The organism is Vibrio satsumensis (genome assembly GCF_050337435.1).
In the GTDB taxonomy this organism is placed as follows: Bacteria; Pseudomonadota; Gammaproteobacteria; order Enterobacterales; family Vibrionaceae; genus Vibrio; species Vibrio satsumensis.
The window spans coordinates 102,374-121,920 of record NZ_JAKJSX010000015.1 but is presented as its reverse complement, the minus strand read 5'-3'; the positions used below and the strand labels follow the sequence as shown (position 1 = coordinate 121,920).

General features: G+C 45.7%; 16 protein-coding genes. 1 reads left to right on the top strand and 15 read right to left on the bottom strand.

The features are described 5' to 3' along the window. Window positions 1-234: 234 nt before the first annotated feature. The 14 genes from L4C44_RS19315 to pilM all read right to left on the bottom strand — a co-directional run bounded on the left by L4C44_RS19315 (window position 235) and on the right by pilM (window position 15,671). Complete coding sequence (locus L4C44_RS19315; protein WP_123301979.1) at window positions 235-813, bottom strand: aminodeoxychorismate/anthranilate synthase component II; 579 nt, start codon at window positions 811-813, stop codon at window positions 235-237. A gap of 200 nt (window positions 814-1,013) precedes the next feature. Continuing rightward, a complete protein-coding gene (locus L4C44_RS19310) occupies window positions 1,014-3,608 on the bottom strand; it encodes an ExeM/NucH family extracellular endonuclease (protein WP_428805589.1) in 2,595 nt (864 codons plus the stop codon). 385 nt (window positions 3,609-3,993) lie between these two features. After that, on the bottom strand, window positions 3,994-5,010 hold the full coding sequence (gene trpS, locus L4C44_RS19305) for a tryptophan--tRNA ligase (protein ID WP_428805588.1): 1,017 nt from the start codon (window positions 5,008-5,010) through the stop codon (window positions 3,994-3,996). Window positions 5,011-5,161: 151 nt separating this feature from the next. Beyond that, on the bottom strand, window positions 5,162-5,848 hold the full coding sequence (locus tag L4C44_RS19300; RefSeq protein ID WP_146492437.1) for a phosphoglycolate phosphatase: 687 nt from the start codon (window positions 5,846-5,848) through the stop codon (window positions 5,162-5,164). A gap of 118 nt (window positions 5,849-5,966) precedes the next feature. After that, window positions 5,967-6,641 carry a ribulose-phosphate 3-epimerase gene (rpe, locus tag L4C44_RS19295; protein ID WP_428805587.1) on the bottom strand — a complete coding sequence of 225 codons (675 nt, stop codon included), beginning with the start codon at window positions 6,639-6,641 and terminating at the stop codon, window positions 5,967-5,969. Window positions 6,642-6,845: 204 nt separating this feature from the next. After that, window positions 6,846-7,691 carry a Dam family site-specific DNA-(adenine-N6)-methyltransferase gene (locus tag L4C44_RS19290; RefSeq protein WP_017632098.1) on the bottom strand — a complete coding sequence of 282 codons (846 nt, stop codon included), beginning with the start codon at window positions 7,689-7,691 and terminating at the stop codon, window positions 6,846-6,848. 69 nt (window positions 7,692-7,760) lie between these two features. Continuing rightward, entirely contained in the window at window positions 7,761-9,278 is a 1,518-nt protein-coding gene (locus L4C44_RS19285) for an SPOR domain-containing protein (RefSeq protein ID WP_428805586.1), read from the bottom strand. Between the two features lie 79 nt (window positions 9,279-9,357). Continuing rightward, window positions 9,358-10,446: a 3-dehydroquinate synthase gene (gene aroB / locus L4C44_RS19280; RefSeq protein WP_017061124.1), complete on the bottom strand. Its 1,089-nt coding sequence runs from the start codon at window positions 10,444-10,446 to the stop codon at window positions 9,358-9,360. A gap of 25 nt (window positions 10,447-10,471) precedes the next feature. Next, window positions 10,472-10,990 carry a shikimate kinase AroK gene (aroK, locus tag L4C44_RS19275; RefSeq protein WP_017061125.1) on the bottom strand — a complete coding sequence of 173 codons (519 nt, stop codon included), beginning with the start codon at window positions 10,988-10,990 and terminating at the stop codon, window positions 10,472-10,474. A 176-nt stretch (window positions 10,991-11,166) separates the two neighbouring features. Beyond that, window positions 11,167-12,885 carry a type IV pilus secretin PilQ gene (locus L4C44_RS19270; RefSeq protein ID WP_428805585.1) on the bottom strand — a complete coding sequence of 573 codons (1,719 nt, stop codon included), beginning with the start codon at window positions 12,883-12,885 and terminating at the stop codon, window positions 11,167-11,169. 35 nt (window positions 12,886-12,920) lie between these two features. Beyond that, on the bottom strand, window positions 12,921-13,439 hold the full coding sequence (locus L4C44_RS19265; protein ID WP_210446842.1) for a pilus assembly protein PilP: 519 nt from the start codon (window positions 13,437-13,439) through the stop codon (window positions 12,921-12,923). Beyond that, entirely contained in the window at window positions 13,426-14,055 is a 630-nt protein-coding gene (locus tag L4C44_RS19260; protein ID WP_146492434.1) for a type IV pilus inner membrane component PilO, read from the bottom strand. The genes L4C44_RS19265 and L4C44_RS19260 overlap by 14 nt, the downstream gene beginning before the upstream one ends. After that, window positions 14,048-14,662, bottom strand: a complete 615-nt coding sequence (locus L4C44_RS19255) for a PilN domain-containing protein (RefSeq protein ID WP_210446810.1) — start codon at window positions 14,660-14,662, stop codon at window positions 14,048-14,050. Before L4C44_RS19255 ends, L4C44_RS19260 begins: the two co-directional genes overlap by 8 nt. After that, window positions 14,646-15,671 carry a type IV pilus assembly protein PilM gene (pilM, locus tag L4C44_RS19250; RefSeq protein ID WP_428805584.1) on the bottom strand — a complete coding sequence of 342 codons (1,026 nt, stop codon included), beginning with the start codon at window positions 15,669-15,671 and terminating at the stop codon, window positions 14,646-14,648. Before pilM ends, L4C44_RS19255 begins: the two co-directional genes overlap by 17 nt. A gap of 151 nt (window positions 15,672-15,822) precedes the next feature. Here pilM and L4C44_RS19245 point away from each other — a divergent pair, with 151 nt between their 5' ends. Then, window positions 15,823-18,384, top strand: a complete 2,562-nt coding sequence (locus L4C44_RS19245; RefSeq protein ID WP_428805583.1) for a penicillin-binding protein 1A — start codon at window positions 15,823-15,825, stop codon at window positions 18,382-18,384. Between the two features lie 111 nt (window positions 18,385-18,495). On the opposite strand, the gene oxyR is transcribed toward L4C44_RS19245, so the two are convergent. Beyond that, window positions 18,496-19,389: a DNA-binding transcriptional regulator OxyR gene (gene oxyR / locus L4C44_RS19240; protein WP_285953305.1), complete on the bottom strand. Its 894-nt coding sequence runs from the start codon at window positions 19,387-19,389 to the stop codon at window positions 18,496-18,498. Window positions 19,390-19,547: the final 158 nt, after the last annotated feature.

Here is a 19,547-nt window from a genome sequence, read left to right as displayed (position 1 = left end):
GTATAACCAGCAATAGCAAAGCCTTACTGGCACAGTGGTATATAGGGTTCGAGAGGAAATAAGGCGAATAATTTTGCATAGGCTAAAAACTTAGCGAAGCGAGAGAGAAATGTTATAAAAAGTGATCGGCGTCAGAGGGAGAGAGGCGCGTAAAGCCCGAATTTAAACGCTTAACGAATAGGCTGATAGGTTTAACTGGCTTATTTAGACGGAGAAAGAGTCAAATTTAAACACTTAGCGTGCTAGGAAGTTAGCGAGAAGCTGGTGTCCTTGCTCTGTTTTAATCGATTCAGGGTGAAATTGGACCGCATCAATCGGTAAGGTTTTGTGTTGATAACCCATGATCTCATCCATGCTGCCATCTTCAAATTCCGTCCAAGACGTCAGTTCAAAGCAATCTGGTAGCGTGCCATTTTTCACCACGAGTGAGTGGTAACGTGTCACAGTCAGAGGATTATTGAGTCCTTGAAAAACGCTCTTACCGTTATGACGGATCGGCGAGGTTTTACCATGCATCACTTGCCTGGCTCTCACCACTTCACCACCAAACACTTGAGCAATGGCTTGATGACCAAGACACACACCTAAGATCGGCAGCTTACCCACGAAGTGTTCAATGACTTTCAGAGAGATTCCCGCATCATCCGGTGTACAAGGACCCGGCGAGATAACAAGGTGACTAGGATTCAGCGCTTCGATACCTGCGATATCAATCTCATCGTTGCGTACAACTTTTACAGTTACCCCTAACTCACAGAAATACTGATACAAGTTATAGGTAAAGGAGTCGTAGTTATCGATGATAAGTAACATGGGTCGAAATCGTTTGCTAAATACTAAAGGATTGGGAGATATAGGGGCGGTATTGTGCAATACCCATAGCGAAAGGCAAGTGGAAACTGCATTTCGCCAATAATTAAGGCCAACCTAGGTTGACCTTAATTGTTTACAGATAGCCTTAAGTTATCTGAATTGGCTTGCTTGTATGGCTTGCCAAGCTACTGACGATTTAGCTACTTGCGACGACGCCACATTGCTAGGCCAAACAATGACATCAACGCACCTAAGCCGAATGAACCGCCGACTCTGAGCTCAAGAACCGCAGGATCATGATCCGATGAACGGAAGTGATCCTGGTACTTAGGCAGGTCGCCTTTGTACTCTTCGTTGTAGTCAAACAACGTCGATTCACCACCGTTAATGTGCCAGTCAGTTGCATCCACCACCATGTCTTTCAGGCTATCGCTGATCAACAGGTGATCCAGTGCGCCCACTTCGTCATTGTATGAGTAGCTCCAGCTATCTGGGTGCTTTTGAGCTACAGCATTAATGTAACCGTAGTTCTTAGTAATCACCGCACCGCTATCACCAAACTGTTCAACACCATCAATGTAAGTGTTACGAGCCGCTTTGATTTGCTTACCGTATTTCTCTTCAGAGTAATCCGTTAGCACCAGCATTGGATCTTCCATGCCGTACGAGTTCATATCACCCAGAATCACTTTATGGCCTTCAATGCCGTCTAGCGCTTCACCCAAAGCAACTGCTGCAGCCACACGGAAGTTCTCACATGAGCCTTGCTTATCGGCGTCAACGCCACCTTGACCGCCCTGCTCGACCGGTGCAGCATCTTCCCAACACTTAGAACCTTTCGATTTAAAGTGGTTAATCGCAACGGTAAGTTTCTCTTTAGTGCCTTTAACTTTAAAGGTTGGCGCCAATGAGTCACGTTGGTAGTTCTTACCGTCTTCAATCACCTTGCCAGAATCGTCTAACACTTCTGGTGCTTGTTGGCTTGGCATCGCGATAACGCGGCTGTCTTTAAGCTTAACCACCTTCTTACGGTAAATAACACCCGTTGTAATGACATCAGTACCAATCGAGTCCATCTCGTCGGTTACGCCATCTTCGTTCGAATCGACAGCGACAAACGTATAACGATCTTTCTTACGCTCAATGCGGTCATTCAGCTGGTTAACAAGCTGTTGAATAGCAGAACCTTCACCAAAGCCGTTATTCTCAATTTCCATCAAACCAATGATGTCAGCGTCTAGACGAAGAATCGCGTTCACAATCTTCTCTTGCTGCATTTCAAACTCAGTGATGGTGTTTGCGCCACGGTTATTACCATGCTGGTTCGCATCACCACCAAATGGAGAGTTGAAGTAGTTCAGTACATTAAAGGTCGCAATACGTAAGTCACCTTCATCCATATCTGGTTTGTCGGTACGCGGGTCGTTGCGAACGAAGTTTTCAGCGGTGATCTGGTTAGTCGTGATGAGGCGGTACTCGCCATAGCTGTAGGTCAACACGCCTTCTAGACCAACAATAGTGTCATCAATACGGATGTAGTCTTCCGTTGAGCCATCTTGGTCGATGTCGGTACGACCAAAATCTGGGTAGAAAGGCACCTGTCCATCACCCGATTTTTGATCGGTTTCAACGAAAAGACGGCGGTCTGCGTTGTCTTCAGTTTGCTGCTTCGCTTCGTCAGAACCTGCTGCAAAAAGCTGGTTCGGCTGCATGTTAATACGCTCATGTGCCAATACCATGTTGTTACGACGACCTGCGTAGTCATAACCAAAGGTGCGTGTCACACGCATATCAAGTGCTTCAGTTGTTTTCACCAACATGCCTTCGTAGCGCTCAAGCGTTGCTGCGAAGTTCTCGTCACTGTCTAAGGCTTCAATCGCTGTCGCTTCTGGCACCTGCTGCTCACCCTGCTTGAGCCATTGATTGTTTTCAACTTTAAGCTGAGTGTGGCTGTAGTATTCTTGAACCTTACCTTTCACACACACCACATCACCGGCTACTAGCTCTGAGCTCGACTGGTTGGTATGAATAAATAGGCCTTCAGAAGTGCTTGAGTTGAAATCATCCTCAAGTGCTTGCAGGTAGAAGCCCTTGGTTAGGCCTGTTGTCACCGCACTTACCACACCTTTAACAAAGTATTCATCATCGGTGATGTACGGGTAGCCATCAATGAACGGTGATGTTGCACCCTCACCTTGGATTTCTTGAATGGTGGTGAATACTGGGTCAGAGCCATCTTGTGTACAAGTAAACGCTTCTGGCAGTTCAACACTGTCTAGTGAACCTAAACCTTCAATGCTATCTTTTGGTAGCGATACCCATTGCGAAGCATCGAATGTTGCCGAAGGGGTTTGTGTCGCTCGAACCAAAGTAACATCTTTACCCCAGTCGACATCGCCCATCAAACCAACAACATCATGTACCGAACCGTCTGAATTCAAGATAGCTAACGGGTCGTCACCGTTATGATTAGCGATAGAAGCATTAATGATGTCAGCTTGAGCTTTTATCTCATCACTCGCACTAGAATGTGCGACCACAAGTACTTCACCGGGCGCTAAAACGTGGCCATCCAAAGGTAAAGTGGCACCCCATGATCCGTTGCCATTCGCAGATTTCGCCAACGAGTAACCATCTAAATTAATGCTGCTATCGCCGTTATTGGCGATCTCAACCGCTTTGTTGTAGCTGCCGCCTTCCACATATTGTGAAATAAACAAATCAGCGTGTGCGCTTGTGGTTAACAAGCTACCAATTGCCACTGCTAGCAATGAAGGTTTGTGTAAAAGAGCCATCCGTTTCACCTGAGTTCATTGAGTTATAGTCACTGCCACCTATGGACAGTCATGTATTTTGTGGTAACTATCAGGTTTATTTATGAAAGGAATAAGTCAGTTGGCAAGAAAATGAGGAACTTATCACTTTGGAATCATCAATTGTTTGGCACGTTATATATTTCCAACATATATAGAAACGAGCATAATTTTATAAAGCCCGAGAGGGCCAAACAAGATCATCTGCACAACATTAAAGCCACGAGTGTGCTAGCCAAATACTGCGTAAATTATCAATTCAAACAAAGGGTTTTCGGGGAGGGCAAATGGAATGGGCATTAAAAAGCCCAAAGTAAACAAAAGTTACTTTGGGCTCAAATTCTCAAGCGAGTTATTTTAGTTCAATCTATGGGCGAGTAACAAAACCTACTGCTTCGTATGCTTTTTTCAGTGTGACTGCAGCACGCTCAGAGGCTTTTTCAGCACCCGCTTTCATTACTGAGTCCATGTAAGCGCGGTCAGCACGGATACGATGGTATTCAGCTTGAATCGGCTCAAGCATCTCAACTAATGCTGCGCCTACATCTTTCTTGAATGGACCGTACATTTCAACGCCTTGGTACTGCGCTTTGATCTCTTCAAACGTTTTACCCGTCGCCGCAGAGTAAAGACCCATTAGGTTAGAGATACCCGCTTTGTTTTCCCAATCGTGGGCAATGCGTGGTGGTGTTTCTGCATCCGTTTGCGCTTTGTTGATCTTCTTGATGATCGACTTAGGCTCTTCTAGCAGAGTAATCACATTCTTACGGTTGTCATCCGACTTAGACATCTTCTTCGTCGCATCTTGCAGGCTCATTACACGTGCATTCACTGTTGGAATGTAAGGTTCAGGCACTTGGAAGATTGGTGTTTCAGGGCCGTAGATGTTGTTAAAGCGAGTTGCGATATCACGCGCTAGCTCTAAGTGTTGTTTCTGGTCGCTACCTACAGGCACTTGGTGAGCGCCGTAAAGCAAGATGTCTGCAGCCATCAACACTGGGTAGTCGTATAAGCCTACGTTTACGTCGTTTGAATGACGTGCAGACTTATCTTTAAACTGAGTCATACGGCTCAGTTCACCCATTTGCGTGTAACAGTTAAGAAGCCAACCAAGTTGAGCATGCTCTGGTACGTGTGACTGAACAAATAGCGTGCTCTTCTTTGGATCAACACCGACAGCAAGACAGATTGCTAGTGCGTCTAGAGTCGCTTCATGCAGTGCTTTCGGGTCTTGGCGAACCGTAATTGCGTGAAGGTCTACAACACAGTATTGGCAATCGTAATCATCTTGCATCTGTTGCCATTGACGTAGAGCACCCAAGTAGTTACCGATACTTAGTTCACCAGATGGTTGAACACCACTCAATACGATGGGCTTGCTCATGGTTTTAATTCCTTTGCTTATTCGCTAAGTTTATTGAACGCTTAGCTTCTTAACTTAAATATAGAAAAGCCGCACAGCTCTTTCTGCGCGGCTCATCCAGTGTACTCATTGATAAGTATTTTGCTAGTGGGTTAGCTAACTTTTGTACGCTTTATGCTGAAACTAGAACGACATCTAGTAATTGAGCAACGTTATCCGCCACATAGTCAGGGTTTGATGCTGAAATTGGCTCGCCGTGGTTGTAGCCGTAAGTCAGACCAAATGAGTGGCAACCCGCATTCTTCGCCGCTTTGATATCGTTGCTTGAATCACCAACCATCAACATCTCTTCCGCTTTCACGTTGTGCTTTTCTAGCAACCAGTTCAGCGCTACTGGGTTCGGTTTTTTCTCTGGGAAAGAGTCTCCGCCCAACACATCAACAAAGTACTTATCGATACCGTGTTGCGCCAGAACGTCGGGTACAAACTTCGATGGCTTGTTGGTCACAAGCGCCATAGTGAAACCCGCTTTATGTAGTTCAGCTAGCGTCTCTTTTACTGATGGGTAAAGGTGGCTCAGCTTATGGCCGCCCTGCTCGTAGAAATCATCAAACAGGATGCGTGCTTTCTTCAGCAGCTCAGGCTCTAGGCTTGGGTCAACCGCAAGGTTGCGGCTGAGTGAACGCCCGATAAGCACGTCAGCACCATTACCCACGTAGTCGCGAACTTGTTCTTCACTCACTGAAGGGAAACCCAGTTCCTGACAAGCTTGGTCAGCGGCGACAGCCAAATCAGGCACGCTGTCTAACAAGGTTCCATCCAAATCAAAGGCGATCAGTTTTATTGAGCTTAATGACATCTTACTTTCCTATTAATTATATTCGTCTTATGTGTTGAGCGATAAGACGTAAAAAAGGGGCCAATGAGCCCCTTTATCTAAATTTTTGATTTTAGGTCAACTGACCCTAGTTCTACTTTTATGCGTTAACTTTTGCAAGCTCTGCACGCATCTCATCAATCACTTCTTTGTAATCTGGTTGATTGAAGATAGCTGAACCTGCGACGAACATATCTGCTCCCGCTTCTGCGATTTCACGGATGTTATCAACCTTCACGCCGCCATCAATCTCAAGGCGAATATCACGACCTGATTCGTCAATTAGCTTACGAACTGCACGTAGCTTATCAAGCGTGTGAGGAATGAAAGATTGACCACCAAAACCAGGGTTCACAGACATTAGTAGAATCATGTCTACTTTGTCCATGATGTAATCTAGGCAAGACAGAGGTGTTGCTGGGTTAAGAACGACACCCGCTTTACAGCCGTATTCTTTGATTAGCTGTAGAGTGCGATCGATGTGTTCTGATGCTTCAACGTGGAAAGTAATCATTGATGCGCCAGCTTTTGCAAACTCAGGCACGATGCTGTCGACTGGTTTAACCATTAGGTGAACGTCGATAGGAGCAGTAATGCCGTAGTCGCGCAGCGCTTTACAGATAGGCGCGCCAAAAGTCAGGTTAGGTACGTAGTGGTTGTCCATCACATCGAAGTGCACAACATCAGCACCAGCTGCGAGTACTTTTTCTACGTCTTCACCAAGACGAGCAAAATCTGCAGACAAAATCGATGGAGCGATTAGAAAATCTTTCATACCAAACCTCTTAAGAGTGAGTAAATTGCGAATGTCACCGCCTTAGTGAGCTCTCATACACAAATACAAGACTCAAGCCCAAGACTATTTGGTGTGCAATTCTACCTAAGCACCTAAGCAGATCCTAGCAGTTCGAAAGATTAGTTTAAGAAAGTATCCGTTGGTCACTCAATTTAATGAGTTTAGCGGTGATTCTGACCAGTACTATTCCGCTGATACGTGTTGCTGGTTTTTCTCTTTATGGAAAAGCGCCAGTAACTCATCAACTTTATTACGCCCAGCGCCGTTACGGCTGATGGTGCGCTTCACCTTCACCACGTTCAGTTCCGCACCATGATATAAGCGACGCGTTAGTGTCGTATCGTGGTTTGAAATCAAAACTGGAATACCACGTTCCATTGCGGCTTTTTCAGCGACATCAGCCAAGGCTGCCTGATCATCTAAGCTGAAGCCATTACCTGCGTAAGAGGTAAAGTTAGCGGTATTTGATAGCGGTGCGTACGGAGGGTCACAGTAAACCACGCAGCCTTTGCGAGCACGGCTAAAGGTTTCATGGTATCCCTCACAGACGAAGGTGGCCTTTTTCGCTTTCTCAGCAAAAAACTCCAGCTCTGCTTCTGGGAAGTAAGGTTTTTTGTAAGAACCAAACGGAACGTTAAAACCGCCCTTCTTGTTGTAACGACACAAGCCATTGAAGCCAAAGCGGTTCATATACAAGAAGGCAAGCGAACGATACATGACGTTGTCGGTATCGTTGAACTGAGCACGAATATCTAGAAAGGCTTCTTTGCGATTGTTCTCAGGACAGAACCAGCGCTTCGCTTCCGTGATATAGGTTTCAGGATCGGTTTTAAGTAGATTGTACAGGTTGATAAGATCGGGATTGATATCAGCTAGTAGGTACTGTTCAAAGTCAGTATTCAGAAATACTGAGCCGGCACCGACAAACGGTTCTACCAATTTACGAGCAGGTGGCAGGTGACGTTGGATGTCTTCAACTAGGCCATATTTACCACCAGCCCATTTTAGAAAGGCACGCTGCTTTTTCATTTACTGCTCTATCTATCAACTCAAAAATAAGGCTGCGGAATGTAACATATTTTGAGGCTAAGCTCAGGGTTATTTCGCACGTTCTATCTCTCGATGTACTTGATTCATCGATTTAGCCCAAGGTTCCAACTGTTGAAGTGGTTTTGATAACGCACTTACCGCATCTCGCGCCACTTGAATCGTTGGGTAATCTTGATAAGTGATAATAAACCACTTGGTGTCGTTACGAAGTGTTGGGTAAATACGAACCTTGTTCTCAAGGTCATACTCTTCAATGAAAAATTGTACGTCTTCCAATGAAGTCATCGCACTCAACTGCAAGGTATACGCGCGCGGCGAGATAGCTTGTAACTCTTCACGAGCAAATGAGAAGGTGATCTTTTTGGTCGGCGGTGTTGAGTCAGTTAGGTCTGATTCTTCATCGACTGTTGGTTGTGGTTCGGCTTGTGCAGAATCAGGTTGCGCGCTAACCACTGCAGCTGTGTTTTCTTCAACTGCAGCATCAATCGCACTGGTATCCGCACTCTCAGGTTTATCATCAAGCAGAGCATCAACCACGTCAGAGGTGATCACAACACGCTGCTGATCTTGTTCGACTTCTCCAACACTCGCGGTATCTTCAACGACAGTCGGTGGCAGAGACGAACTATCATCATCGGCACCTTGGTAACTCATGTCGGTTTCAGCTTCCGAATCAACAGAACCATCGACGCCAGTTTGTTCAGTGCCACTTTCCACTTCAAAGGTTGGAATAGCCGTCTGTTCAATCGGTGCGATAAGCGACTGCGCTTTATCGTCTGGTGTTGGTTGACTGAACATCCACCAATAACCACCACCAATTAACAACAATAACAAAGCCACCACGATCGCGATATTGATGGGTGAGCCAATGATTGAGCGAATAATAATCCTTTTTTCCACTTTCAATTCTCCTAAAGCCATTAACTCGCCGGGCAGAGGTTGCGCTTTACTAAACGCACGTCGCACGCGAGTTTCAGACTCATCATCAACATATCGAATCACAAGTGATTCAAAGAAATGTTCAGCTTCTGGTTGCGAAAGGTCATCGATCTCAAGATCGATAGGCTTGTGTTGTTGACCGTAACTCAAACGCGTTAACAACGTATCTAAGTGGCCAGGTTCCGAGAAGAGAACGATATTGATCGTCCATTGAGGGTTTGATTGAGCTTCTAGTACCAACATCCATAATTCGGATACCAATAGCTCAGAAAGTCGTTGGGCATCATCAACGACGATAACCACACTGCACGGCTCTCCATCCAGTAACCTTGTCAGGCTATCTGATAAAGAATCATGTTGATTAAACAGGGGGTCAGAAACAATTTGGCTAAGAATAAGTGCGCGACGTTGTTGATCGTCCTGGCTTGGATGACAAAGCAGTAAACACTGATTTTTTTCTGTCGACCATGCTTCAAGATAACGCTGAGCCAACCAAGATCGGCCAGAGCCAACTTTACCAGCAACCGTCACAAGGTTTGAACCAAAGTTAGTCAAAAGCTGTAAGCGCTCTAGCAGCTCAACTTGAGACTCTAACTCCAATACTCTTAATTCATGAGCCAAACTCATTGGGGATCCCTACTGATAAGATCGATCAGTAAAACGCTTCAGTTGCCTAGAGTTTAGCTAGGCAACCTCACAACCAAATTTAAAGAGTACGGCAGAAATCGATCGCTTGTTTAATGATGTCTTGAGGCACATCAGCAACCACTTCAGCAGTACCAATACTTGTTGGTAATACCAAACGTAACTGACCAGACAGCACTTTTTTATCGCGCATCATATGCTTCATAAAGTCTTCAAAAGACATGCTTTCTGGCGTATGGATTGGTAGTTTCGCATTCTTGAGTATAGAAATAATTCGCTCAAGTTGCTGCTGAGAGATCAGCCCCTGTAATTGAGCTGTTTTAGCTGCCATTACAGTGCCTGACGACACAGCTTCACCATGTAGCCAATTACCATAGCCTAGTTCTGCTTCAATCGCATGACCAAATGTATGACCTAGGTTCAATAACGCTCTGATTCCTGACTCTTTTTCATCTAGAGCCACCACTTCAGCCTTAATTGCACAACAACGAGCAATCGCGGTGATCAGTGCTTCTTCATCAAGTTGATAAAGTTTCTCTAGATTCTGCTCCAACCAATCAAAGAAGGCTTCATCGTAAATGATGCCGTATTTGATCACCTCAGCAATGCCCGCTGCAAACTCACGCTCTGGAAGCGTTGATAAACAGTTGGTATCGATGATCACAGATTTCGGTTGGTAAAAAGCACCGATCATATTCTTACCAAGAGGATGGTTTACTGCGGTTTTACCACCAACAGAAGAGTCCACTTGAGAAAGAAGGGTCGTCGGGATTTGAATGAAATCAATACCGCGTTGGTAACAAGAGGCAGCAAAACCGACCAAGTCACCGATTACACCACCACCTAAAGCAATCACCACCACATCGCGGCTGTAATTTCCTTCAAGCATGTAGCTCATCACTGAATTGAACGTTTCAAGGGTTTTGTACTGTTCACCGTCTGGCAGCTCGAGAAGAGATGTCTGACAGCCGACTTGATCCAATAGCGATAAAATTTTATCAGCATAAAGAGGCGCTACTGTCACATTACTGATAACAACAACTTTCTGCTTACCTGATAAAAAAGAAAGGTACGCCGGGTCTTCAAATAACCCGGCGCCAATAGAGATAGGGTAGCTACGCTCAGCTAGATTGACCGTAATCCGTTCCATGGGTTTGCTCTCCGAAAAAATGAACTTAACGTTCTTCTAGCATTTTTACGATCTGGTTGGCTACCACTTTTGCACTTTGGTCGTCAGTACGAACTGTGTAGTCCGCCACTTCTTCGTATAGTGCGTTGCGAGATACAGCTAGATCTTCTAGCACATCACGCGGGTTGTCTGTTTGAAGTAGAGGGCGTTTCTTGTCGCGGTTAGTGCGAGCAAGTTGCTTTTCAATTGTTGTCTCTAGGTATACAACAATGCCTCGTGCAGATAGACGGTTACGGTTTTCTTTGCTCAACACTGAACCACCACCTGTCGCAAGAACAATACCTTGTTCTTCTGTCAGATCATTGATTACAGATTCTTCGCGCTTACGGAAACCTTCTTCGCCCTCAACATCAAAAACCCATGCGATGTCTGCGCCAGTGCGCTCTTCGATCACAGTGTCAGAGTCTAGAAACTCCATATGAAGTTGGGAAGCTAGGTGTCTACCAATTGTACTTTTGCCGGCGCCCATTGGGCCAACAAGAAAAATATTGCGTTTCTCAGCCATGTTTTTAGCAGTAATTTACAACGTTAATTCAATGACATCGCCACAAGGTAGGTCAGTACAAGTACTGAAATTAAAAGGCCCGTGGCACCGATTCCTCACAGATAATTCGTGATAAGACCCGAAATTATCAAGGTTAGGTGCCACTAATGCAACTTTATTTTTAATCTAATTGTTCATTACTGAATCACAACTTTAGGTGTGACAAAAATAAGCAGTTCACTTTTACCCACATTTTCATAGCTGCGACGGAACAATGCACCCAAAACTGGCAGGTCTCCTAACAGAGGAACTTTATCCACCGTACTGCTCACGCTGTGTTGAAATATCCCGCCAAGCACGACAGTTTCACCATTATTAACAAGCACTTGCGTACCTATTCTTTGCGTATCAATTGCGACCGCCTCACCGGTTCCGGTTTTTACCACTTGCCCTGGTCTATCTTGAGTCACGCTCAAATCCAATACCAAACGATTGTCGGGCGTGATCTGCGGTGTCACCTTAAGACTCAACACGGCTTTCTTAAACGCGACCGACGTAGCGCCACTTGAAGAGGACTCTAAATAAGGAATTTCAGTACCTTGCTCAATATAGGCGGGCTTTTTATTGGTGGTGATTAAGCGTGGGCTCGAAATAATTTCAGCTTTCGACTCTTGTTGCAGTGCTGACAATTCAAGATCAAGCAAGGTATCCGAACCCAACTTGGCTACCTGAAACGCAATACTCGAAGCGTTCGGCGATGTTGCTCCTAAATTTACGTTGAGATAGTCATCAATCACGCTGCTGCCGCTATCGTCGTCATACGGCGTAATCGCTGATGGGTGGTTACCTTCAATTGAACCGCCAACGGTGAAGCTTCCGTTGGTTGATGAAACACCCCAGCGCACACCAAGCTCATCCAGGTTACCCTCGGTAACAGTGACGATACGCGCCTCTATCTGTACTTGCTTCACTGGAATGTCTAACGATTCAATGATGCCTCGGATCACGGCAATGTTTTCTTCCAGCTCACGAATGAGTAGTGAGTTGGTGCGCTCATCAATGGTAATTGAGCCACGATCGGACAACATACTGACCGCGCCTTCACCGCCAATCATGTCGGCAATGTCGGTGGCTTTAGCAAAGTTAATCTTGATGATTTCCGACTTAAGCTCCCCTAACTCCTCTTCCAAGCGAGATTTCTCTAACGCTTGTTGCTCTCGAAGATCGAGTTCCGCTTTCGGCGCGACCAAGATAACATTGCGATCAACACGCTTATCCAAGCCTTTAACTTGCAAGATAATGTCGAGAACTTGCTGCCAAGGTACGCCATCTAAACGTAACGTCAGGTTTCCGGCTACCGAATCAGACACCACGAGATTGAAATCGTTATAGTCGGCAATCAACTGCAGGACATTTCGTACTGGGATATCTTGGAAGTTAATCGATATCAGCTTGCCCTCTTTCTCTAGAACGCTTTTTTCTTTGGTCACTTCATCAATAACCGGTTTGCTGATCACCACCTCAATAAAGCGCCCCTTTAGATTATATTCATACTGATAGTCATTGCTAATCGTCGCTACAAGCCGAGTGCTTGGTGTCTCTTTGTAGACCTCAATACCTTCAACCAAGGTGGCGAAGTCTTTCACATCCAGTAGGTAAAGCTTGTCATCATCAACCTGAGTATTGATTAACTCGATACTTAACCCTTCCTGAGCACGTTGAACATCCACCACAGCGGTACTGGTCGCCAGCTCAATGATGATGACGGCGTCTTTATCCTTGTTCACTCTAAAATCAATATTCTCTAATTTATTAGGTAAGCTCTCGGCATAGCTGAGCACGCTAACAACCAACATCACAGACACAGCAAAACCTTGTAGAGCCTTGCTTACTAATCTACTTATTCCTTTAATCATATTTACATCTCATATCCACATCATGTGACATTGGTTTACTTCAGAGCCAGCCTAACGTTGCGCTTATGCCAACAACCTAAGCCATCTGGAAGAGTTTCATTAATCTGAACGTACTGGCTCGTCACCTTAGTAACTCGGCCATTGTTTAAGCCGATAAACTGGCCTTTCTTGACGTTTACCACGTTGCCTTTGGGTGTTTGCACTAAGCCAAATACACTTGTTCCGCTTCCCATGACGCCTCTTAAACGAAGCTTACTCAACGGGTACTTCTCTAACTTGCCATTACGAGAACGAGCGCTGGGTTGCCAACAGTCTTTTTTCACCAAGGGTTGATTTTGCACAATGGCTTCTTTAGGCAGTTCAAAGGGAGGACGAAAAGCTTGGCGCTGATAGGTCGCCGCCGTGAATTCAGTTGCTGGGACAAGTTGCTCAACGTCTTTTCTGGCCTTGGCTTCAACTTGCGCGACAAAGTCTGGCAGTGAGTCTTGATTAGCCTTGCAGCCTGATAACGCAAGCAGCAACACGATTGAGTAAAACGCACTATTGGGTTTCATCATTGACCTCCGATTTAAACTGGTAGGTATAAGCTCGAACCCTAAAGTGCAGCGTGCTGCTTTCTTGACTGACTCGCTGCCAATTCACATCATCAAAGCTGATAATGCGCGGCAGCTTGGCGATGGCAGCAGAAAAGTCACCAATCTCGTGATAGTCACCTGTCAGCTCAATATTGAGAGGCAATCGATAGAGGAACTCCTTGTTCTGCTTTTGCCCCCAATCAATTCGCGTGAAGGTCAGCGAGTTATCCAAGCCGAGCTCATTCACTGAGGCCAACATGCTCGCCAACTCCTTTTGAACGGGCAGCTGCTCTAACAAGTAATCGTAACGGCTGGTTAACTCCTCTAATTGGCTCTGGAGTTTAGGTAAGGCTGCAACCTTATTCGCCTTTATTCGCAAGGTCGTTTTTAAGGTGTGCTCCTGTTGCTTCATCTGTTGCAGTTCATCGTCGAGCGGCAGCACATAAAGCCAAGTGCCAACACCTTGGATTAACACTATCAACACCAGAATCACGAGAAGCTGAGGCAACAATGGCCATTCGGTGATCTCATCAACATCGAGGTCTTGCAAGCTCATTCTATTTTGCCAACTAATCCTATTTTGAAGGTTAGCCATGATGTGCCCCCTTCTCTTTTCTGCTCGCGGCAGTGCTCTCTGCGGTTGTGTTTTCTAAAGACACTGGGCTGAACACAAAAGAGACCTTGAAGGTCTGAAACTCTTTATTGAAGCGTTTGCGGTTATGAACGATAGAGTGCATCTCAACCCCTTTCAGAGAATCTGAACGCTCGAGGTTATCCAACATGGTAGCGAGACGAGCTGTACTGTCGCTGATACCCGACATTTCAATCTCCTGACCATTCATCTTTATCTTATCGACATACACGCCCTCAGGAATCAGATCCGGCATCAAGTTCATAAAGTCGGTGGTCTTATTGCGGCCAAGCTGCAGCGACTCCACTACATCAAGTCGAGTCAGAATGGCTTTGTGCTCTTGCTCTGCGACTTTTAATGACTGAATTTGTCGGTCGAGCTCAGCGATGTACTGATTGAGGTAATTGAGGCGAGTTTGCTGCTTGGCTTGTTGGTCTTGAAAATAGTGGCCAACCGCCCATTGCCCTGTAAGCGCTATGATGACGCCAAGAATGACCAGATGGATAAAGCGCTTCTTGTGCTGAGCACGAATCTCATCACGCCACGGCAGCAGGTTAATTTGATGCAGCATGCTTTTCTCCCTGCCACTTGAGTCCACTCATCGCCATACCCGCGGCAATGCCAAAGTGTTGCCAGTCCATTGGCAGTCGATATCTCTTGGCGACCTTGTTCTCAAACAGAGACAAAGGATTCAATGACTCACAACTCAGCTGAAAATGGCGCTCTAGCTCTTCGGTTACCATAGGAATGTTGGCACCCTCACCCATCAGCCAGATCCCAGAGATAGGTTGCTGCGCATTTCCCGATGAATAGAGCTGTAATTGACGCTTGAGCTTCTCAATCAAATTAACAATGAATTGATGGGTATCTTCAGCCGTGCCGAGCACACCTTCTGTATCACTTGGGTTATCCGAGCTACGAAGATCTTGAGTACCAAAAGCGATGTCTTTATAGAAAGGCGCTGAATTCTGCGGGATAACTCCTAGCGACGTTTGGTCGATGCCAACATCCACCAGCAGCCAGTTTTTCTTTTCGGGATACAGACGCGAGGCTAGTTGCCAGATATTGAGTAGCCCATGTGCCTGTGTATCTACCACCACAGGTTTAAAACCAGCCTTAGTTAATGCATAAGCTCGGCTATCCACCACTTCCTTACGAGTGGCGTATACCTGATAACTGCTTGTCGAACCTTTACCAAATCGTTTGTCTTCCAGCTTTACAAAATCTAAACTCAGCTCCTCGATAGGAAAGGGAGATTGATGGGCGAAGGTTTGATAGATAGAAAACTCTTTTTCTCTGTCTTCTAACTCAGTCTCTATTTGCAGTACTTTGCTGATCACCGTGTTATCAGGTACCGAAATGGCGACGTTGCGACAGCCAAAAGGCAGCCCTTTCCTAAGTTCTTTAAGTTTCTTAACAGTTTTCTGATACTCCAAAGTATGGTTAGCTGTAAAAATGTCGTCCGAAATCGGCAGCTCTTTGTATCCCACTAGGGCATACAACTTCCCCACGGGTTTTAGTACCACGGCTTTGATGCTGTGATGATTTATATCTATACCTGTAATTAATGATGAACCCATGTGACCTAGCTCCTGAAGTGCCAAGCATTTCGTTGATTATCTAGGGGTTGTGATTATTAGTTAAATAAGCGTTAATAAACGAAAGCTAAGTTTTTAGCCTAGAGTACAAGGGTTTGCTGCTTATCAGCCTTAACTAATCAGGGATTATCCGGTGAAGTTCATAAAGCGATTATTCATATTTACATTGATTTGCATGATTCTTGGAGTCAGTACAATTTTCGGGTTTTATTATTACGTAAAACCAGAGTTGCCTGATGTTGCCACTTTGCGCGACGTAGAACTCCAAACGCCGATGCAGGTCTTCAGTCAAGACGGTAAGTTGATCTCTCAATTTGGCGAAAAGCGTCGTAACCCGGTGACTTATGACGAGATTCCTCGCCACTTAGTTGAGGCTCTGATTGCCACCGAAGATAGCCGTTTCTATGAACACCCAGGTATTGACCCAATCGGTATCACACGTGCAGCACTCGTGGTTGCCATGTCGGGTTCAGCAAAACAAGGTGCGAGTACTATTACTCAGCAGCTTGCGCGTAACTTCTTCTTATCTAATGAGAAAAAGATCATGCGTAAGATCAAAGAGATCTTCATTGCAATCCACATTGAGCAGCTTCTTAGTAAAGAAGAGATCATGGAGCTTTATGTAAACAAGATCTTCCTTGGTCACCGTTCGTATGGTTTTGGCGCGGCAGCACGTGTTTACTTCGGTAAGGATCTTCCTGATCTAACGCTAAGTGAAATTGCGACGCTTGCGGGTATGCCAAAAGCACCTTCTACAATGAACCCTATTTATTCTGTCGAGCGCGCGACTAACCGTCGTAACGTTGTATTACGTCGTATGTTAGACGAGAAATACATCACTCAAGCAGAGTTTGATGAAGCTCGCAGTGAAAAGCTGATCTCGAAGTACCACGGTGCAGAAATTGAACTGAGCGCACCGTATGTTGCAGAAGTTGCACGTGCTTGGATGGTGGAACGCTATGGCGAAGCCGCTTATACATCAGGTATGAAGGTCTACACCACCGTTGATTCAAAACTGCAAAAAGCAGCGAACCAAGCAGCGATTAAGAACCTGCTTGGCTACGATGAGCGTCACGGCTACCGCGGTGCTGAAAAAGTCTTATGGCAAACCGAGCAATCAGCTTGGGACCACGACAAGATCGTTAAACACCTTAAGTCTCAGCCAACCTATGGTGACCTAGTCCCTGCGGTTGTAACTTCAGTTGACTCGAAAAGCGCTCAGGTTTGGGTTAAAAACCAAGGTGAAGGCACAATTGAATGGCAAGGCATGAACTGGGCACGTAAGTTCCTAACAGACAATCGCCAAGGCCCTGCTCCATCTCAAGCAAAAGAGATTCTAGCTGTTGGTGAACAAATCTGGGTTCGCCATGAAGCCATTACAGGCAATGAAGTCTCTGAAGAGCCGACAGAAGAGTCAGCAACGGCAGAATCAAAAACGCCGACTGTATGGCGACTAAGCCAAGTACCTAATGCGAATACCGCATTTGTTGCAATGAACCCGAACAACGGCGCGGTATTGTCGATGGTCGGTGGCTTTAACTTTGTTCACAACAAGTTCAACCGTGCAACGCAATCTATTCGTCAGGTGGGTTCTGGTATCAAACCATTTATCTACTCAGCAGCGATTGAGAAAGGCTTAACGCTAGCCTCACTAATCAACGATGCACCGATTAACCAATGGGATAAGAGCCAAGGTACAGCATGGCGACCAAAGAACTCGCCACCGACTTACGTGGGTCCAACTCGTTTACGTATTGGCTTAGCTCAATCTAAAAACGTAATGGCGGTACGTGTACTGCGTGAAGTTGGCTTAGATGACACTCGTAACTACCTAACTCGCTTTGGCTTTGATATTGACGAAGTACCGCGTTCTGAAACTATTGCGCTAGGTGCTGGTAGCTTAACGCCAATGAAAGTAGCGCAAGGTTACTCGGTATTCGCTAACGGTGGTTACTACGTTGAACCTTTCTACATCAGCCGCATTGAGACACCATTTGGTGAGACTGAGTTTGAAGCGACACCAAAAGTAGTTTGTAAAGACGATTGCCAACAGCAAATAACCACAGACCCAATGGCTGATGAATTTGCAGAACAAGATGTGGATGCCAAAGTACAATACGCACCTCAAGTTATCTCTGAACAGAACGCATTCCTTGTTCGTGAAATGATGTACAGCAACATCTGGGGTGGCGGTGATTGGAGCGCTGGCACTGGTTGGAACGGTACTGGTTGGCGTGCGCAGCCGTTGAAGCGTCGTGACATTGGCGGCAAAACGGGTACCACCAACGATTCAAAAGATACTTGGTACAGCGGCTACGGCCCTGGCATGGTTGCAACGGTATGGGTTGGTTTTGATAACCACAACCGCAACCTAGGCAGAACCAAAGCGAACTCGAACCTTGGTAAGAATCAGATTACTGGTGCAGAAGCTGGCGCGAAAACAGCAGAACCTGCATGGGTTGATTTCATGGGTACGGCGTTAGCGGGCGTTCCTGCTGAGCGTAAAGAGCTTCCAGAAAACATCGTTCGTGTTCGTATCGACCGTGAGACTGGCTTACTGACCAACAAGTTCGATAGCTCATCAATGTTCGAGTACTTCGAGAAAGGCACAGAGCCAACCGAATACATCACTGAACGTTTCAATGACGACATCTACTCAACGTCATCAGGTGAAGCAGTAGAAGAGCTGTTCTAACTAGGGTTTGTTGAACCTAGTAACATGAACCAATAAAAAGGGTTGATATGCATTCATATCAACCCTTTTTTTATATCTATATCTGACCAGACTAGGCTCTAAACTCAAGCACTAAGCCGTCTTCTCCAGTTGAGTTCGAATCGTATCAGCCAATTGCTCGAAACGTCCCTTCAATGGAGAGCCCGGACGGTAAGCCACGACAATTCGACGTGAAGGTGTTGGATTCACCGCAGGTACGTAACACACACCATCTTTCTGCTTTTCCTTTGGCACCGATAACTGAGGTAGCAAGGTAATCCCCGCGCCTGCCGCGACCATGTTACGAAGCGTCTCTAAGCTGGTCGCTTTAAAACGCTCATCATCTTTTGCACCCGCAGCAAAACAGAACCCTAGGGCTTGGTCTCTTAAACAGTGACCGTCACCTAACGCCAATACTGTCTGTCCATTGAGCTGCAGCATATCAACGGTGTCCTGCTGAGCCCACTCATGGTCACATGGAACCGCGACACTTAATGGTTCGTCATACACATCAATCTCTTTGAACACCGCCGTTTCATCAACTGCAGCTAGTACCAAGCAGTCCAGCTTGCCATCTTCCAATTGGCTCACTAATTGATGAGTTTGGGCTTCATGCAGGTACAGCTCTAACTCAGGAAAGCTCTCTTTCAGGTGAGGGACAATCTTAGGCAGAATGTAAGGACCCACGGTTGGGATAAAACCAATGTGCATTGGTCCGGTCATCGCTTCACCGTGTCCACTCGCCATATCCTTAAAAGTCTTCACTTCGTTGAGAATACGCTTAGCTTGTTCAACAAGTTGTAACCCTGATTCTGTAAATATGACCTTCCTTGGACTACGCTCGGTTAACTGAAGTCCGATTTCATCTTCTAGTTTGCGTATTTGACCGCTTAGTGTCGGCTGACTGACAAAGCACGCTTCTGCCGCTTTTCGGAAGTGTTTGTGCTCTGCGAGCGCCACCAAGTATTCAAAGTCACGAATGTTCATGATCAGTCTCTTACCTCAGGTTTAATAAGAACAAGGGTTTCATAGCAACATTTAAAAGAAAAATGCTCTTGATAGAATTTACCTATCAAAACCATAACATCAAACGATTAGAGCTATCAAAGAATTTATCTAATAATGGGCTCAACAAAACGAAACAG

What these genes read in the sequence shown, in the direction of transcription:
- trpS (WP_428805588.1), bottom strand. Translation starts at nt 5,010, where the DNA reads ATGAGCAAGCCCATCGTATTGAGTGGTGTTCAACCATCTGGTGAACTA.
- L4C44_RS19270 (WP_428805585.1), bottom strand. Translation starts at nt 12,885, where the DNA reads ATGATTAAAGGAATAAGTAGATTAGTAAGCAAGGCTCTACAAGGTTTT.
- aroB (WP_017061124.1), bottom strand. Translation starts at nt 10,446, where the DNA reads ATGGAACGGATTACGGTCAATCTAGCTGAGCGTAGCTACCCTATCTCT.
- L4C44_RS19255 (WP_210446810.1), bottom strand. Translation starts at nt 14,662, where the DNA reads ATGCTGCATCAAATTAACCTGCTGCCGTGGCGTGATGAGATTCGTGCT.
- L4C44_RS19300 (WP_146492437.1), bottom strand. Translation starts at nt 5,848, where the DNA reads ATGTCATTAAGCTCAATAAAACTGATCGCCTTTGATTTGGATGGAACC.
- L4C44_RS19260 (WP_146492434.1), bottom strand. Translation starts at nt 14,055, where the DNA reads ATGGCTAACCTTCAAAATAGGATTAGTTGGCAAAATAGAATGAGCTTG.
- pilM (WP_428805584.1), bottom strand. Translation starts at nt 15,671, where the DNA reads ATGGGTTCATCATTAATTACAGGTATAGATATAAATCATCACAGCATC.
- L4C44_RS19265 (WP_210446842.1), bottom strand. Translation starts at nt 13,439, where the DNA reads ATGAAACCCAATAGTGCGTTTTACTCAATCGTGTTGCTGCTTGCGTTA.
- aroK (WP_017061125.1), bottom strand. Translation starts at nt 10,990, where the DNA reads ATGGCTGAGAAACGCAATATTTTTCTTGTTGGCCCAATGGGCGCCGGC.
- L4C44_RS19310 (WP_428805589.1), bottom strand. Translation starts at nt 3,608, where the DNA reads ATGGCTCTTTTACACAAACCTTCATTGCTAGCAGTGGCAATTGGTAGC.
- rpe (WP_428805587.1), bottom strand. Translation starts at nt 6,641, where the DNA reads ATGAAAGATTTTCTAATCGCTCCATCGATTTTGTCTGCAGATTTTGCT.
- oxyR (WP_285953305.1), bottom strand. Translation starts at nt 19,389, where the DNA reads ATGAACATTCGTGACTTTGAATACTTGGTGGCGCTCGCAGAGCACAAA.
- L4C44_RS19285 (WP_428805586.1), bottom strand. Translation starts at nt 9,278, where the DNA reads ATGAGTTTGGCTCATGAATTAAGAGTATTGGAGTTAGAGTCTCAAGTT.
- L4C44_RS19315 (WP_123301979.1), bottom strand. Translation starts at nt 813, where the DNA reads ATGTTACTTATCATCGATAACTACGACTCCTTTACCTATAACTTGTAT.
- L4C44_RS19290 (WP_017632098.1), bottom strand. Translation starts at nt 7,691, where the DNA reads ATGAAAAAGCAGCGTGCCTTTCTAAAATGGGCTGGTGGTAAATATGGC.